This is a genomic window from Streptomyces sp. NBC_00212, assembly GCF_045206365.1.
GTDB lineage: Bacteria > Actinomycetota > Actinomycetes > Streptomycetales > Streptomycetaceae > Streptomyces.
This window is the reverse complement of record NZ_CP108115.1, coordinates 4,931,464-4,946,632: the sequence shown is the minus strand read 5'-3', so window position 1 is coordinate 4,946,632 and position 15,169 is coordinate 4,931,464. Positions and strand designations below refer to the sequence as shown.

The following is a 15,169-nucleotide window of genomic DNA, read 5'->3' as shown; positions in this document are numbered from 1 at the left end:
AACGTCCCCGGAGACATCCCCGGAGACATCCGTCCCGTACAGGAAGAGGGGATCACACCGCGAGCGGTTCCCCGGCGGGGTCCCTGCGGCGGATGACCAGGGCCATCAGCGCGGCGGCCGCGCACAGCGCGCCCGAGGCGTACCAGACGACGTCGTAGCTGCCGAAGACATCGCGGGCCACCCCGCCGAGGAAGGCGACGACGGCCGCGCCGACCTGGTGCGATGCGAGCACCCAGCCGAAGACGATCGCGCTGTCCTCGCCGTAGTGCTGGCGGCACAGGGCGATGGTGGGCGGCACGGTGGCTACCCAGTCGAGCCCGTAGAAGACGATGAAGAAGATCATCGGAGGGTGGACGGTGGGCGCGAGCAGCATCGGCAGGAAGAGCAGCGAGATGCCGCGCAGGGCGTAGTACGTGGCCAGCAGGCGGCGCGACTCGAAGCGGTCGGTGAGCCAGCCGGAGAAGATCGTGCCCGCGACGTCGAAGACGCCGATGACGGCGAGCAGTCCGGCAGCGGCTGTGACGGGCATGCCGTGGTCGTGGGCGGCCGGTACGAAGTGCGTCTGGACCAGGCCGTTGGTGGAGGCGCCGCAGATCGCGAAGGTGCCCGCGAGCAGCCAGAACGGTCCGGTGCGGGCGGCCTTGACGAGGACGGTGAGGGTGCGGCGGGCAGCTCCCGTGACGGGGGCGGGCTTGGGCACATACGTAGTCGCCCCGTACGGCGCGAGGCCGACGTCCGCCGGGTGGTCGCGGAGCAGCAGCCACACGAAGGGGACGACGGCGAGCGCGGCCAGGGTCACGGTGATGGCGGCCGGGCGCCAGCCGTGGGCCTCGACCATCCAGGAGAGCAGCGGCAGGAAGATCAGCTGGCCGGAGGCGGAGGCCGCGGTCAGGATGCCGGTGACCAGGCCGCGGCGCTCGGTGAACCAGCGGTTGGTGACGGTCGCCGCGAACGCGAGCGCCATCGATCCGCTGCCCAGGCCGACCAACAGCCCCCAGTACAGGACGAGTTGCCAGGCATGGTGCATGAAGACGGTGAGCCCTGAACCGACCGCGATCACGGTCAGCGCGACGGCGACGACCTTACGGATGCCGAAGCGGTCCATCAGGGCGGCGGCGAAGGGCGCGGTCAGGCCGTAGAGCGCGAGGTTCACGGAGACCGCGGCGCCGATCGTGCCGCGCGACCAGTGGAACTCGCTGTGCAGCGGGTCGATGAGCAGTCCGGGCAGCGAGCGGAAGGCCGCCGCCCCGATGATCGTGACGAAGGCGACGGCCGCCACGAACCAGGCGCGGTGAATCCTGGGCTCGGCCTTCCGCCGGGGGGCGGGCGCGACTTGGGGGCTGTCGGTTGTCTGGGTCACGTCAGTCAGCCTGGCTGTACGAGTCTTCTCGTACGAGTGGCTGGAAGGTCACTGTTCGCAGGGATCGGGCCATGGGGCGGTTCGGGGGCGGGCCTGATTCATTCCCCACCCCGCCCCTTCCCGAGACCCTCCGGGGGTTGGAAAGGGGTGAAGCCAGGTTTCCTGGGGGCTCCGCCCCAGACCCCGTTCGCGCCTGAAGGGCGCTCGTCCTCAAACTCCCCCAAGGCCTTAAGGGCCAGGGGGGACCCCCATGACGGGCTGAAAATGCCAGTACTGGGCGGCACCAGTCCTGTTAGGGGCGCGGGGCTGTGACATTGTGCGGCTCCGCCGCGTGGGCGCGACCAGCCACAGACGACCCGCAGTCGAAAGCGGACCACACTCAGCCCCTCCGGCGTTTGAGGAGCGGGGGTCCGGGGGCAGCGCCCCCGGTAACGAACCTCAGCCCATCTCAACCCCCCGGAGGGTCTCGGGAAGGGGCGGGGTGGGGGAATGTCCCGACCGATCGGAGACTTGTCCGTCACAAGGCCGCAGGCCTGTCAGGCAACGGCGCAACCCATCACCCCGCCATCGAGGAGGACGCATGAACGAGGCCGCCCACGCACCACCCCACCGCGTCGTCGTCCTGGCCCTCGACGGTCTGCTCCCCTTCGAACTCGGCATCCCGCAGCGGATCTTCGGCCGCGCCGCGGACCCGGCGCGCGGGCCGCTCTACGAGGTGGTGACCTGCTCGATCCGCCCGCCGGGCCCGGTCCGTACCGACGCGGACTTCTCGATCCTGGTCGAGAACGGCCCTGAGGCGCTGGCCACCGCCGACACGGTCGTGATCCCGGCCTCGTACGAGCTCGGCCCGGTCTTCGAGGAGGGCGTGCTCACCCCCGAACTGGCCGCCGCCCTCTCCCTCGTACGCCCCGGCACGCGCATGGTGTCGATCTGCACCGGCGGCTACGTCCTGGCGGCCGCCGGCTATCTCGACGGGCGCCCGGCCGCCACGCACTGGGCCTCCGCCGCGCACTTCCAGCAGACCTTCCCCGCCGTGGACGTGGACCCGGAGGTCCTGTTCATCGACGACGGCGACGTGCTGACCTCGGCGGGCGTGGCCGCCGGGATCGACCTGTGCCTGCACATCGTGCGGCGCGACCACGGCTCGGCGGTCGCCAACGACGTGGCCCGGCGCACGGTCGTACCCCCGCACCGCCCGGGCGGCCAGTCCCAATTCATCCAACGCCCGGTCCCTGAGCCCCAGTTGGCGACGACGACGGCCGCGCGGGCCTGGGCGCTCGGCCGCCTGCACGAGCCGATCCAGCTGCGCGACCTGGCCGAACGGGAGGCGATGTCGGTCCGCACCTTCACCCGCCGGTTCCGCGAGGAGGTGGGCCTGAGCCCCGGCCAGTGGCTCACCCAACAACGCGTGGAACACGCCCGCCACCTCCTGGAATCCACCGACCTGTCGGTGGACGCGACAGCCCGCGCGGCAGGCTTCGGCACAGCGACGTCCCTGCGCCAGCACCTCCAGGCGGCCCTGGGCGTCCCCCCGACGGTCTACCGGCGTACGTTCCGGGCGGGGGCGGCGGGCTGAGATCGCGGCCGGCTGTTCTCGGCCTCGGCTAGAAGGTCAGCACCCCCCGGGCCACCCGCCCATGGTGCAGGTCGTCCGCTGCCTTCTCGAAGTCCTCGACGGGGTACGTCCTGGTGACCAGTTCGTCGAGGAGCAGGGCTCCCTTGCGGTACAGGTCGGCGTAGCGGGGGATGTCGCGCTGGGGGCGGGAGCTGCCGTAGCGGCAGCCCAGGATGGACTTGTCCAGGAACAGGGCGGCCGGCAGGAAGGACGCCTCCACCGTGGGGGCGGTCATGCCGAGGAGGATCGCCTGGCCGTGGCGGTCCAGGAGGTCGACGGCCGCGCGGACCAGGCCGGGGTGGCCCACGCACTCGAAGGCGTGGTCGGCGCCGGACGGCAGGATCTCGCGGACGCCCTCCGCCGAGGGCAGGAAGTGCGTCGCCCCGAACTGGCGGGCCAGCGCCTCCTTCGCCGGGTTGTTGTCGACGGCGACGATCACCGAGGCGCCCGCGATGCGCGCGCCCTGGATGACGTTGAGGCCGATCCCGCCCGTGCCGATGACCACGACCGTCTCGCCGATGTCCACCCTGGCCCGGTTGAGCACCGCGCCCACGCCCGTCAGCACCCCGCAGCCGATCAGCGCCGCCGACGCCAGCGGCACGTCCTCGGGGATCTTCACCGCCTGTACGGCCTTGACCAGGGTGCGTTCCGCGAACGCCGAGTTCGAGGCGAACTGGTACAGCGGGGCTCCGTCCCGCGAGAACGGGCGGCCCGGCATGCCGATCGCCTTGCGGCACATCGTCGGCCGACCCCGGTCGCACTCCGCGCACGCCCCGCAGTTGGCGAGCGTGGACAGCGCGACGTGGTCACCGGGCGCCACATGGCCGACCCCCGCGCCCACCGCCTCCACCACGCCCGCGCCCTCATGGCCGAGCACCACCGGCACCGGGAACGGGATCGTCCCGTCGATGACGGACAGGTCCGAGTGGCAAAGACCGGCCGCCGCGACGGCCACAAGGACCTCCCCCGGCCCCGGGTCCCGTATCTCCAGATCGTCGACGACCTGGCTCTGCTTCCCGTCGAAAACGACACCTCTCACGGAACACGGACCTCCTTCGGCAGGCCGAGCACGCGCTCGGCGATGATGGTGCGCTGAATCTCGTCCGAGCCGCCGTAGATCGTGTCGGCCCTGGTGAACAGGAACAGGTGCTGGAGCGGGTCGAGTGCGTACGGGCTCGACTCGTCCCAGTCGGCCGGCCCTACGGTGCCTGCCGCCCCCCGCACCGCCATCGCGAGCTCCCCGAGCCGCCGGTGCCACCCGCCCCAGAGCAGCTTGGCCACGCTGGGCGCCCCGGCGTCCCCTGAGCCTCCCAGCGTGCGGAGTGCGTTCCACCGCATGACCTTCAGCTCGGCCCACTGCTTGACGAGTTGCTCGCGGAGGGCGGGGTCTGCTACTGCGCCGCTGGAAATCGCCAGGCCGGTAACACGCTCCAACTCACCTACGAACCCCACCTGTTGGGCCAAAGTAGATACACCGCGTTCCAGTGCGAGCAGGCTCATGGCCACCTGCCAGCCGTTGCCCTCGCCGCCCACGAGGTGCTCGGCGCGGGCCTCGGCCCCGTCGAAGAACACCTCATTGAACTCGCTAGTCCCCGTCATCTGCCGGATCGGCCGGACCTCGATCCTGCCCGGCTGGTCCATCGGTACTAGGAGGAACGAGAGGCCGTGGTGGCGCCGCGAGCCCTCCCCGGTGCGGGCCAGCACGAAGCACCAGTCGGCCTCGCGGGCCAGCGAGGTCCAGATCTTCTGGCCGGTGATGCGGTACGTGCCGTCGCCATGGCGGTGGGCGGCAGTGCGGATCGCGGCCAGGTCGGAGCCGGCGCCGGGTTCGCTGTAGCCCTGGCACCACAGTTCCTCGCCGCGGGCGATGGGCGGCAGGAAGCGGTTCTTCTGTTCGGGGCTGCCGTGGGCGATGAGGGTGGGGGCGAGGAGGTTTTCGCCGATGTGGCCGGTGCGGGCGGGGGCCTGCGCCCGGGCGTACTCCTCTGCCCAGACGACCTGCTGGGTGAGGGTGGCGGTCCGGTTGCCGTACGCCGCGCCCGGCCAGCCGATGCCGATCCATCCGCCCTGCCCCAACTCCCGTTCCCAGTCAGGTGGTTGGCGAGCCAAGTGGGATGTCAGCCAGGTTCTTGCGTCCTGGCGGAACGCGTCGTCCTGGGGGCTGAAGCGGAAGTCCATGGCGCCTCCTGTGCCAGAGAGAGTTCCCCCGCGGCTCCGCCGCGGGGTCTCCGAGGGCGGGTTGGTTGCCCGCGTCCCGGCGGCCGACACCGGGGGCTCCGCCCCCGGACCCCCGCTCCTCAAACGCCGGAGGGGCTGGATACGCCCGTTATTCGGCTGCGGACGGTGCGTGGCTGGTCGCGCCCACGCGGCGGAGCCGCACAATGTCACAGCCCCGCGCCCCTAACAGCATCGATCCTGGCCAGCACCGGCATCTTCAGCCCGTCATGGGGGTCCCCCCTGGCCCTTAAGGCCTTGGGGGAGTTTGAGGACGAGCGCCCTTCAGGCGCGAACGGGGTCTGGGGCAGAGCCCCAGGACACGACCACCGGGCCGCACCCAGACATCTCACCCCCGGCGGGTTTCGGGAAGCGGCGGGATGGGGCATCCCGGGGTCTGAGGCGGAGCAGACGCACTACCCATTCGGCCGCTCCGAACCCGCCGCCGCCCGAGCCATCGCCTCCAGCTGCGCCAGCATCGGCATGGGATCCACCCCCACCGTCCCCGGCAGGAAATCCGCGATCCGTTCCGGGGTCCAGGCCTCCTCCGCGTACCCCGCGCGAAGCTCCCGCGGCTGGGCCCAGACCGCGATCTTGGGGCCCGCGATCGTGTACACCTGGCCGGTGATCCCCTCCTCCCGCGCCCGCGAGGACAGCAGGTACACCACGAGCGCCGCCACATCCTCCGGCGAGCCGATCTCCTTCAGCTCCATGGGGACGTTCGCCGACATCCGGGTTCGGGCAACAGGCGCCACCGCATTGGCAGTTACCCCGTATTTGTGCAGGCCGAGCGCGGCGCTCCGTACCAGCGAAATGATCCCCCCCTTCGCCGCGCTGTAGTTCGCCTGCGCCACACTCCCCTGGTGGTTCCCGCTGGTGAAGCCGATCAGCGTGCCCGAGCCCTGCTTGCGCATGACCGCCGACGCCGCCCGGAACACCGTGAACGTGCCCTTCAAGTGCGTGGCGACCACCGGGTCCCACTCCTCCTCGGACATGTTGAAGAGCATGCGTTCGCGCAGGATGCCCGCGACGCACACCACTCCGTCGATCCGCCCGTACTGGGCGAGCGCCGTGTCCACGATGCGCTGGCCGCCCGCCATCGTCGAGATGTCGTCGGCGACGGCCACCGCCTCGCCGCCCGCCGCGACGATCTCCTTGACCACCGCGTCGGCGATCTCGCTGCTGGGCTCGGCGCCCTCGATCGAGACGCCGTAGTCGTTGACGACGACCCTGGCTCCCTCGGCGGCCGCCGCCAGCGCGACGGCGCGGCCGATGCCCCGGCCCGCCCCCGTCACTGCGATGACCTTGCCTGCCAAGAAGTTCCCCACGTCCGGCCCCTTCCCGCGGTTTCTGACGGACCGTTAGATTCTATGACCCGTCAGATGCTCCACCACAAGCCCCCGGGAGGGACGCGTATGTCACTGCCGCCCGAGTTCCACGAAATCGCCAAACGCGTGAACAACTGGGGCCGTTGGGGGCCTGACGACGAAATCGGGACGCTCAATCACATCACCGACGAAGTGGCACGACAGGCCGCCGCGACCATCCGGTCCGGCCGCCGCATCCCCCTCGCCCTCCCCCTCCGGCAGGACGGCGTCCAGACCGGCGTCATCCCCGGGCGGGTCAATCCGCTGCACACCATGGTCCAGATCAACCAGGAGATCTTCGGCCCCGGCACCGTCGCGTGCAGCGACGACGCGGTGACCTTCGGGCTCCAGGCCGCCACCCACTGGGACGCCCTGACCCACGTCTCGCACTCGGGGAAGATCTACAACGGCCGGCCCGCCGCCACCATCACCCCGCACGGCGGCGCCGAGTTCAGCGGCATCGACAAGCCCGGCCACATCGTCTCGCGCGGGGTCCTGCTCGACGTGGCCCGGGCCAAGGGCCTGGACCGGCTCGAAGGCGGCCACGCGGTCACCCCCGAAGACCTGGCCGAGGCCGAGGAGTTCGCGGGGGTCACCGTGCACGCCGGGGACATCGTCCTCGTACGCACCGGGCAGATGCAGGTGTACCTGGCCGGGGACAAGCACGGCTACGGGTACCCCTCGCCGGGGCTCTCCGTCCGTACGCCCGAGTGGTTCCACGCGCGGGACGTCGCCGCCGTCGCCAACGACACCCTCACCTTCGAGATCTTCCCGCCCGAGATCGAGGACCTGTGGCTGCCCGTACACGCCCTGGATCTCGTCGAGATGGGCATGCTCCAGGGCCAGAACTGGAATCTGGAGGCCCTGTCGACCGCTTGCGCCGAGACGTCCCGGTACGCGTTCCTGCTGAGCGCCATGCCGGAACCCTTCGTCGGGGCGACCGGAACCCCCGTCGCGCCGATAGCGGTCCTCTAGCTCCGCGGGTGGATCCACGGGTGGCGGCGCCGCGTGCGCGCCCCGAGCGCGGCACCGTCGCCGCCACCCCGGCATCGGCGTACCGGCTCCGCTCCTCGTGTGCCCTGAGAGGAGCCTCGCCCTGATGGAGCTGACGCCGTGCCACGACCCGCACTCGCCGAGGCCGTGCAGAGTCCTCGGCGTCCCCTCGCGACGAATCGCTCATCCCAGAGTGATCAGGCCGACACCACGCGTCAACACCCACTGAAGGATTCGCGAGTTATGCCGTATTTGTGACAGCGCACGGGGGTTCGTACGCCCCGCCGCCGTACGCGCCGTCCGTGCGCCCCGAACGCTCCTTGAGCCCCGAGTGCCCCGAACGCTCCGGTGCCGACAGCGCCTCGGGCGCGTCGCGGTCCACCTCGCACCAGATCGACTTGCCCACGCCCTCGGCCCGCCAGCCCCAGCGGTCGGCGAGGCCGTCGACGAGTTCGAGGCCGCGCCCGTTGGTGTCGTCGCCCTGCGCATGGCGCGGCTTGGGCGGACAACAGCTGGTGTCGGCCACTTCGACCCGGACGGTGCCGCCCTCGGGGGGGCCGAGCAGCATCCGCAGCACCGCCGGACAGCCCGTGTGCACCACGGCGTTGGTGACGAGCTCCGAGATCAACAGGATCAAGGTCTCGGCACACGGCTCATCGAGCCCTATGCCGCATCCCGCCAACCGCGAGCGCGCCCACTTCCGGGCCCGGCCCACCTCGGCGGGATCCGGCCCGACCTCCAACTGCACCTGAAGCACCTGCACCGTTCACACCATCCGAACCGGCGGACACATCGCCTCGCGCCTCACAGGGACCACCATCGGGGTCACGGAACGTGATTCCCATGGGAGACAGCATGGTTGACGTACAGTCACCGCAACAAGCGCTTCGGGCATATTCCAGCGCGAAGGAGTATGCGTAGTGCATACTGTGCGGCTCACTTTGAGGGAAACCGAACGGAGGCGCGTACGACGCCTCCGGGCGGTGCGGGCGGCGTGCGGTCCCGGGCCCGGAGCCGCCGCACTGGCAACACCGGGAGAGCCGCGCCACACCACCACTCGCATCCCACGGAGAGTACCGGAGAGCGCCCCCGACTCCGGCTCGTGGCGAGCCCGCCGGGCCGCCGACCGTCAACGCATCGTGACCGTTCACCGTGCACGGGCCATCCGCTCGGCCCGGCCTACAGCGCCGCGGCGAGCGTCTCGGCCGCCTGCTCCGCCGACTGCCACTGCCCCGCCCGCACCCAGGCCCGCTTGAGGTGCAGATGCACATCGGCCTCCCAGGTGAACCCCATCCCGCCGTGCACCTGGAGACAGTCCCGCGCCCCCCGCACGGCCGCCTCGTCCGCGAGCAGCTTGGCCCCGGCGATCTCGTACGGGTCCTCGGTCACGGCCGCCGCGTAGACCGCCGCCCGCGCCACCTCGGTCCGTACGAGCATGTCCGCGCACAGGTGCTTCACGGCCTGGAAGGCACCCACCGGCTGTCCGAACTGTTCGCGCCCTCGCGCGTGTTGGACCGCGAGGTCGGTGCTGTGGCCCGCGCTGCCGAGTTGCTCGGCCGCGCTCAGGAGGACGGCCTCGACCACGGTGGCCGTACGGGTCCCGTGCGTGCGGTGCAGCGGCGTCAGCGGGTCGAGCGAGCGGATGGGGGTCGCCTCGCCGGCGTCTCCCTGTACGTGATCGGCTTCGTCCAGCCAGGCGACCAGAGCGCCGTCGACCCGGGTCACCACCGCCTCGCCGGTCGCCGCGCCTTCCACGGTCCCGGCCGCCAGGTGGGTCGCCACCAGCGGGCCCGGCAGCAGTGCCCGGCCCGCCTCCTCGAACACGAGCACCGCCTCGGGCAGCCCGAGCCCCACCCCGCCCTCGCGTTCGGGCAGCCGCAGGGCGAAGAACCCGGCGTCTCCCAACGCGCGCCACAGCGACCGGTCGAGGCTGGGCCGGTCCACCGCCGCCCGCAGCGCCTCCCGGTCGAACCGCGCCGCGAGCAGCTCGCGCATGCCCGCCTTCAACGCCCGCTGCTCGTCGGTGAGTTGGAAGTCCATCAGCGCCCCTTGGGCAGGCCGAGGATGCGCTCGGCGACGATGTTCCGCTGGATCTGCGACGTACCGGCGGCGATGGTGTACGAGAGCGACGACAGGCGGTCCAGGGTCCACTCGTGGTCGAGGTCCAGCGAGTCCGGGCCAAGGACCCGGGCGGCGGTGTCGTACAGCTCCTGGCGGGCGTGCGAGTAGCGCAGTTTGAAGACCGAGCCGCCGATGCCGGGGACGCCGCCGACGCGCTGCGACTCGCTCACGTTCCACTGGGTCAGCCGCCACAGGGCCGTGAACTGCGCGTTGAGCAGCCCGAGTTGGCGCCTGAGCGCCGGGTCGTCCCAGCTTCCGTTCTCCTTCGCCACCGCCGCGAGTCGGGCGAGCGTCCTGCGGCAGGCCACCACTTCCCCCACGAAGGCGGTGCCGCGCTCGAAGGACAGGGTCACCATCGTGACCCGCCAGCCGTCGTTCTCCGCGCCCACCCGGTTGGCGACCGGCACCCGCACCTCGTCGAGAAATACCTCGGCGAACTCGGCCGAACCGGCGAGCGTGCGCAACGGGCGGACCGTGACCCCGGGCGCGTCCATCGGCAGAGCCAGCCAGGTGATGCCCCGGTGCTTGGGCACCGCCGCGCTGATGGGCTCGGTGCGCACCAGCAGCTCGCACCAGTCCGCCACTTCGGCGTGCGAGGTCCAGATCTTCGAGCCGGTCACCACGTAGTCGTCGCCGTCGCGGACCGCGCGGGTGCGCAGCGCCGCGAGGTCGGAGCCCGCGTCCGGTTCGCTGAAGCCCTGGCACCAGATCTCGTCGCCGCGCAGCACCGGCGGCAGCCAGCGCGCCCGCTGCTCGGGGGTGCCCTCGGCGGCGATGGTGGGGCCCGCGTGCAGCAGCCCGACGAAGTTCGCGCCGACGTAGGGCGCGCCCGCCTTCTCGGTCTCCTCCAGGTAGATGAGGTGCTGCGTGGGCGTGGCGCCCCGGCCCCCGGCCGCCTCGGACCAGTGCAGGCCCGCGTACCCGGCGTCGTACAGCATCCGCTGCCAGGTGGTGTCGTACGCCCGGCGCGCCGGCCAGTCCAACGGGTCTGGTTTCGGTGGGAGTTTGGACAGCGAGACCGTCAGCCATTCGCGCAGCCCGGCCCGGAAGGCCTCCTCCTCGTCGGTGTACGTCAGGTCCATCAGCGGGCCCGGTCGCGGTCGAGATCGAGGCCCAGCATGCGGATCGCGTTGCCGCGCATCAGCTTGTAGACGGTCTCGTCGTCGAGGCCCTTCACGTGGTCGAGGGCGACCTCCTTGGTGTGCGGGAAGGTCGAGTCGACGTGCGGGTAGTCCGTCTCGAAGGTCGCATTGTCGCGGCCGACCACGTCCAGGGACGCCACCCCGTGCTTGTCGCGGAAGAAGCAGCAGAAGATCTGCCGGTAGTAGTACGTGGACGGCGGCTCGGGGATCAGATCGCGCACCCCGCCCCAGGCCCGGTGCTCCTCCCACACGTCGTCCGCGCGTTCCAGGGCGTACGGGATCCAGCCCATCTGCCCTTCGCTGTAGGCGAGTTTGAGGCTCGGGAACTTCACGAGCACCCCGCTGAACAGGAAGTCCATCATCGACGCCATCGCGTTGTTGAAGCTCAGCGAGGCCTGCACGGCGGGCGGGGCGTCGGGGGAGGCGGCGGGCATCTGCGAGCTGCTGCCGATGTGCATGTTGACCACCGTGCCGGTCTCCTGGCAGACGGCGAAGAACGGGTCCCAGTAGCCGGAGTGGATGGACGGCAGGCCGAGGTGCGTGGGGATCTCGGAGAACGTCACCGCGCGCACCCCGCGCGCGGCGTTGCGCCGGATCTCGGCGACGGCGAGGTCGATGTCCCACAGCGGGATGATGCAGAGCGGGACGAGCCGGCCCCCGCTGTCGCCGCACCACTCCTCGACCATCCAGTCGTTGTAGGCGCGGACACAGGCGAGGGCCACTTCCTTGTCCTGGGCCTCGGCGAAGGTCTGGCCGCAGAACCGCGGGAAGGTCGGGAAGCAGAGCGAGGCCTCGACGTGGTTGAGGTCCATGTCCGCCAGGCGCGCCTTGGGGTCCCAGCAGCCGCGCCGCATCTCGGCCCGGGTGATGCCTTCGAGGGTCATGTCGTCGCGGTCGAAGCCGACGGCGGCGATGTTGCGTTTGTACGGGACCTTCAGGTCCTCGTAGATCCACCAGTCGGTCGGCGGCCCGTCCGGGTCCATCGTGATCTGGTACTTGCCCGCCACGTACGCCAGTTCACCGATTCCGGCGGTCAGCGGCTGGGGTCCTCGGTCGCGGTACCTGGCGGGCAGCCAGACGTCGAAGAGATGGGCCGGTTCGATCACATGGTCGTCGACGCTGACGATCCGCGGCAGTTCGGTCATGAGGTCCCCTCCGCATATCTGATTGCCCATCAGATTTCAGGCTAGCCCTCCCGCCTCTGGACCAGCAAGGAGCGGAGGCCTACGCTCTCGCCAAATCTGACAGACCGTCAGCTTGATTGACCGTCAGCTCGGAGGCCCCGCATGACCGACACCGCACACACCCTGGGTTCCGCACGCACGCTGTGGGAGCTGATCGAACGCCGCGCCGAGCTCACCCCGGACCGCCCGGTCCTCCTCCAGGGGGAGCGCGCCCTCACCTTCGGCGCCCTGCGCGAACGCTGCGAACGGGTGGCGGCGGGCCTGTACGGCATGGGCGTACGGCCCGGAAGCGTGGTCGCCTGGCAGCTCCCGACCCGGATCGAGACGGCGGTCCTGTCGTTCGCCCTTGCCCGGCTCGGCGCGGTCCAGTCCCCGGTGATCCCGTTCTACCGGGACCGCGAGGTGGGCTTCGCGCTGCGCGAGTCGAAGGCGGAGTTCTTCGCGGTGCCGGGGGTGTGGCGCGGATTCGACCACACCGCGATGGCCCGACGGCTCGACGCCCGGGGAATCTTCGAGGCGTACGGCGAACTGCCTGACGGTGACCCGGAGTTGCTGCCGCCCCCGCCGGGCGACGGCACCTCCGTACGCTGGATCTACTGGACCTCCGGCACCACCTCCGACCCCAAGGGCGTGCTGCACACCGACCGTTCGCTGATCGCGGGCGGCTCCTGCCTCGCGCACGCGCTGCGCCTGTCGGCGGCCGACGTGGGCTCGATGGCCTTCCCGTTCGCCCACATAGCCGGGCCCGACTACACGGTGATGCTGCTGCTCTACGGCTTCCCCGCCGTGATGTTCGAGCACTTCGCGCTGCCGGACGCGCTGGAGGAGTACCGCCGCCACGGCGTCACGGTGGCCGGCGGCTCGACCGCCTTCTACTCGATGTTCCTGGCCGAGCAGCGCAAGCAGCCCGGCGAGAAGGTCATCCCGACGCTCCGGCTGCTCGCGGGCGGCGGCGCGCCGAAGCCGCCCGAGGTCTATCACGCGGTCGTACGGGAGATGGGCGTGCAGCTCACCCACGGGTACGGCATGACCGAAGTCCCGATGATCACGATGGGCGCCCCGGACGACACCGCCGAGAACCTGGCCACCACCGAGGGCTGCCCCCCGCCCGGCATGGAGATCCGCATCACCGACGAGGCCGGCAGGCCGGTGCCGCCCGGCGTCGACGGCGAAGTGCGGCTGCGCGGCGAGGCGGTGTGCCGGGGCTATCTCGACCCGGCCCAGTCGAAGACCGTCTTCGACGCCGACGGCTTCCTCATCACCGGCGACGTGGGTCATGTGCGGACCTCCGGACACCTCGTCCTGACCGGCCGCATCAAGGACATCATCATCCGCAAGGGCGAGAACATCTCCGCGAAGGAGATCGAGGATCTGCTGCACACGCACCCGGCGGTGGGCGATGCCGCCGTGGTCGGACTGCCGGATGCCGAGAGGGGCGAGCTGGTGTGCGCCGTCGTCGAACAGCCGCCCGGGGCAGGCGAGTTGACGCTTCCTCAGGTCACCTCCTACCTGCGCTCACAGGGGCTCTCGGTGCACAAGCTGCCCGAGCGGCTTGAGGTGGTGGAGGCTCTGCCGAGGAACGAGACACTGCGGAAGGTACTGAAATACAAGTTGCGGGAGCGCTTCGGCGGGGCATGAGCTCTGCGCCCTGCCACTCCCCCACGAGGACGGACCGCATGGAACTCACCCGCAGACACCTCATACTCGGCGCCGCCGCCGTCTCCGCGACCACGCTCGTCCCGGCCACCGCCCACGCCGCCGTACGGCCGCGTGCGAGCGCGGACCCCGCCAACTGGATGGCGGCGCTGCCCGACAGCCGGTCCCTGCTGCGCATGACGATCCCGGGAACGCACGACTCCTGCTGCACGAACCCGAGCAACGGCACCGAGTGGTCGCACACCCAGAACTGGGGTCTCACCCAGCAGTTGCAGGAGGGCATCCGCTTCTTCGACATCCGGGCCAACGGGCTCGAAGGCCATCTGAACGACGCCTTCGGGATCTACCACGCCGCCTTCTACCAGGGCATGACGTTCGGCGACGTGCTCACCCAGAGCGCGGCCTTCCTCGACAGCCACCCCGGCGAAGTCCTCCTCATGCGGCTCAAGAAGGAGGACGGTACGAACAACGACGTCGGCGCCAACTTCAAGAACGTCCTCAACGTGTACCTCGACCAGAAGGGCTGGCGGTCCCGGTTCCTGATCACCGACCGGGTGCCCACGCTCGGCGAGGCGCGCGGGAAGATCGTGCTGCTCGCCCAGTTCGACAACGACTGGCCGGTGCTGCAATGGCCGGGCGGCGACAACGACTTCCTGTCCAACCAGTACATCAAGCTCCAGGACGTCTACCAGGGCCTGTCCTGGCCGTCGAAGAAGACCGCCAAGGTGACCCAGCAGTTCGACAACGCCTACAACGACCAGAACTCCGCGCAGCTCTACATCAACTTCACGAGCTACGCGGGCGGTGGCTGGCCCAAGGTCAACGCGGACGCGATCATGCCCGGCGTACAGAGCTATCTCGCCGCTCGCCTGAGCCGGCAGACCCACCTGGGCGTCGTCCCGATGGACTTCCCCGACTTCCACTCGGACACCCTGCGCACACTGATCGACTGGAACTGGCACTGAGCCCCGACGGGCGTCCCGCTACGGCATCGTCGTGAAGTAGGCCGTGAACGCGGTCACCGCGTCCGGTTCGGTGATGCGGCCGTCGGCGTCCTCGTCCAGGGTCACGGCCACGTCCGCCGCGACCCCGGGCGAGACGCCGAGGGCCCGCAGCGCGCGCTCGGCGTCGGGCACGGCCACCGTGCCGACGCCGGCCGTGTCGGCCACCGCGAACGCGGCGTGCAGGAACGGCCGGGCGATCTCGGTGAACCCGGTCGTGCGGTCCCGCAGCCGTTTGAGGGCGCCGCCCACGAACTCCTGCCGGGTCACCCGCTGGTCGCCGTCCACGTCCGCGATCCCGGCCAGGCCCTGCCACAGCGCCTCGGCACCGCCGTACAGCGCCTGCCCCTTGTCGCAGCGGGCCGTCGTGTCGAACTCGGAGAGCAGCGCCGCCGCCGCCGTCGAGAAGTCCTCGCGATCGATCCAGCCGTTGCCGTCCTGGTCGAAGGAGGCGAAACGGGCGGCCACCCTGCGCTCGTACTCCGCACTCTCGGGACTGTTCATACTGTCCATGTC

General features: G+C 70.8%; 13 protein-coding genes. 4 read left to right on the top strand and 9 right to left on the bottom strand.

The window, feature by feature from the left end; all coding sequences use genetic code 11:
- Positions 1–52: 52 nt before the first annotated feature.
- On the bottom strand, positions 53–1,360 hold the full coding sequence (locus tag OHA17_RS22765; RefSeq protein WP_406508129.1) for an MFS transporter: 1,308 nt from the start codon (positions 1,358–1,360) through the stop codon (positions 53–55).
- Positions 1,361–1,940: 580 nt separating this feature from the next.
- Between OHA17_RS22765 and OHA17_RS22760 the strand changes: the two genes are divergently transcribed.
- On the top strand, positions 1,941–2,936 hold the full coding sequence (locus OHA17_RS22760; RefSeq protein WP_406508128.1) for a GlxA family transcriptional regulator: 996 nt from the start codon (positions 1,941–1,943) through the stop codon (positions 2,934–2,936).
- 28 nt (positions 2,937–2,964) lie between these two features.
- On the opposite strand, the gene OHA17_RS22755 is transcribed toward OHA17_RS22760, so the two are convergent.
- The 3 genes from OHA17_RS22755 to OHA17_RS22745 form a co-directional block, all read right to left on the bottom strand.
- Positions 2,965–4,014 carry a Zn-dependent alcohol dehydrogenase gene (locus OHA17_RS22755; RefSeq protein WP_406508127.1) on the bottom strand — a complete coding sequence of 350 codons (1,050 nt, stop codon included), beginning with the start codon at positions 4,012–4,014 and terminating at the stop codon, positions 2,965–2,967.
- Positions 4,011–5,153 (bottom strand): acyl-CoA dehydrogenase family protein, encoded by a 1,143-nt coding sequence (locus OHA17_RS22750; RefSeq protein WP_406508126.1) that lies wholly within the window; start codon positions 5,151–5,153, stop codon positions 4,011–4,013. Before OHA17_RS22750 ends, OHA17_RS22755 begins: the two co-directional genes overlap by 4 nt.
- Before the next feature lie 452 nt (positions 5,154–5,605).
- Positions 5,606–6,517, bottom strand: a complete 912-nt coding sequence (locus OHA17_RS22745; RefSeq protein ID WP_406508125.1) for an SDR family NAD(P)-dependent oxidoreductase — start codon at positions 6,515–6,517, stop codon at positions 5,606–5,608.
- An 87-nt stretch (positions 6,518–6,604) separates the two neighbouring features.
- Here OHA17_RS22745 and OHA17_RS22740 point away from each other — a divergent pair, with 87 nt between their 5' ends.
- Positions 6,605–7,531, top strand: a complete 927-nt coding sequence (locus tag OHA17_RS22740) for a cyclase family protein (RefSeq protein ID WP_406508124.1) — start codon at positions 6,605–6,607, stop codon at positions 7,529–7,531.
- A 259-nt stretch (positions 7,532–7,790) separates the two neighbouring features.
- On the opposite strand, the gene OHA17_RS22735 is transcribed toward OHA17_RS22740, so the two are convergent.
- From OHA17_RS22735 to OHA17_RS22720, 4 genes are all read right to left on the bottom strand, one after another.
- Positions 7,791–8,312 carry an ATP-binding protein gene (locus OHA17_RS22735; RefSeq protein WP_406508123.1) on the bottom strand — a complete coding sequence of 174 codons (522 nt, stop codon included), beginning with the start codon at positions 8,310–8,312 and terminating at the stop codon, positions 7,791–7,793.
- Positions 8,313–8,728: 416 nt separating this feature from the next.
- The gene (locus OHA17_RS22730) at positions 8,729–9,589 is read right to left on the bottom strand and encodes an acyl-CoA dehydrogenase family protein (protein WP_406508122.1); all 861 of its coding nucleotides are present in this window, start codon (positions 9,587–9,589) and stop codon (positions 8,729–8,731) included.
- Complete coding sequence (locus tag OHA17_RS22725) at positions 9,589–10,752, bottom strand: acyl-CoA dehydrogenase (protein ID WP_406508121.1); 1,164 nt, start codon at positions 10,750–10,752, stop codon at positions 9,589–9,591. Before OHA17_RS22725 ends, OHA17_RS22730 begins: the two co-directional genes overlap by 1 nt.
- Positions 10,752–11,957, bottom strand: a complete 1,206-nt coding sequence (locus OHA17_RS22720) for an amidohydrolase family protein (RefSeq protein ID WP_406508120.1) — start codon at positions 11,955–11,957, stop codon at positions 10,752–10,754. Before OHA17_RS22720 ends, OHA17_RS22725 begins: the two co-directional genes overlap by 1 nt.
- Before the next feature lie 141 nt (positions 11,958–12,098).
- On the opposite strand from OHA17_RS22720, the gene OHA17_RS22715 reads away from it, so the two are divergent.
- Entirely contained in the window at positions 12,099–13,634 is a 1,536-nt protein-coding gene (locus tag OHA17_RS22715; protein WP_406508119.1) for a class I adenylate-forming enzyme family protein, read from the top strand.
- 38 nt (positions 13,635–13,672) lie between these two features.
- A complete protein-coding gene (locus tag OHA17_RS22710) occupies positions 13,673–14,617 on the top strand; it encodes a phosphatidylinositol-specific phospholipase C (RefSeq protein WP_406508118.1) in 945 nt (314 codons plus the stop codon).
- Positions 14,618–14,635: 18 nt separating this feature from the next.
- Here the strand turns inward: OHA17_RS22710 and OHA17_RS22705 are convergent, their stop codons facing one another.
- The gene (locus OHA17_RS22705) at positions 14,636–15,166 is read right to left on the bottom strand and encodes an EF-hand domain-containing protein (protein ID WP_398882215.1); all 531 of its coding nucleotides are present in this window, start codon (positions 15,164–15,166) and stop codon (positions 14,636–14,638) included.
- Between the last annotated feature and the right edge of the window lie 3 nt (positions 15,167–15,169).

Excerpts from the sequence above, each read along its gene's own strand:
- OHA17_RS22760 (WP_406508128.1), top strand. The coding sequence starts at position 1,941 with ATGAACGAGGCCGCCCACGCACCACCCCACCGCGTCGTCGTCCTGGCC.
- OHA17_RS22750 (WP_406508126.1), bottom strand. The coding sequence starts at position 5,153 with ATGGACTTCCGCTTCAGCCCCCAGGACGACGCGTTCCGCCAGGACGCA.
- OHA17_RS22740 (WP_406508124.1), top strand. The coding sequence starts at position 6,605 with ATGTCACTGCCGCCCGAGTTCCACGAAATCGCCAAACGCGTGAACAAC.
- OHA17_RS22730 (WP_406508122.1), bottom strand. The coding sequence starts at position 9,589 with ATGGACTTCCAACTCACCGACGAGCAGCGGGCGTTGAAGGCGGGCATG.
- OHA17_RS22725 (WP_406508121.1), bottom strand. The coding sequence starts at position 10,752 with ATGGACCTGACGTACACCGACGAGGAGGAGGCCTTCCGGGCCGGGCTG.
- OHA17_RS22720 (WP_406508120.1), bottom strand. The coding sequence starts at position 11,957 with ATGACCGAACTGCCGCGGATCGTCAGCGTCGACGACCATGTGATCGAA.
- OHA17_RS22715 (WP_406508119.1), top strand. The coding sequence starts at position 12,099 with ATGACCGACACCGCACACACCCTGGGTTCCGCACGCACGCTGTGGGAG.
- OHA17_RS22710 (WP_406508118.1), top strand. The coding sequence starts at position 13,673 with ATGGAACTCACCCGCAGACACCTCATACTCGGCGCCGCCGCCGTCTCC.
- OHA17_RS22705 (WP_398882215.1), bottom strand. The coding sequence starts at position 15,166 with ATGGACAGTATGAACAGTCCCGAGAGTGCGGAGTACGAGCGCAGGGTG.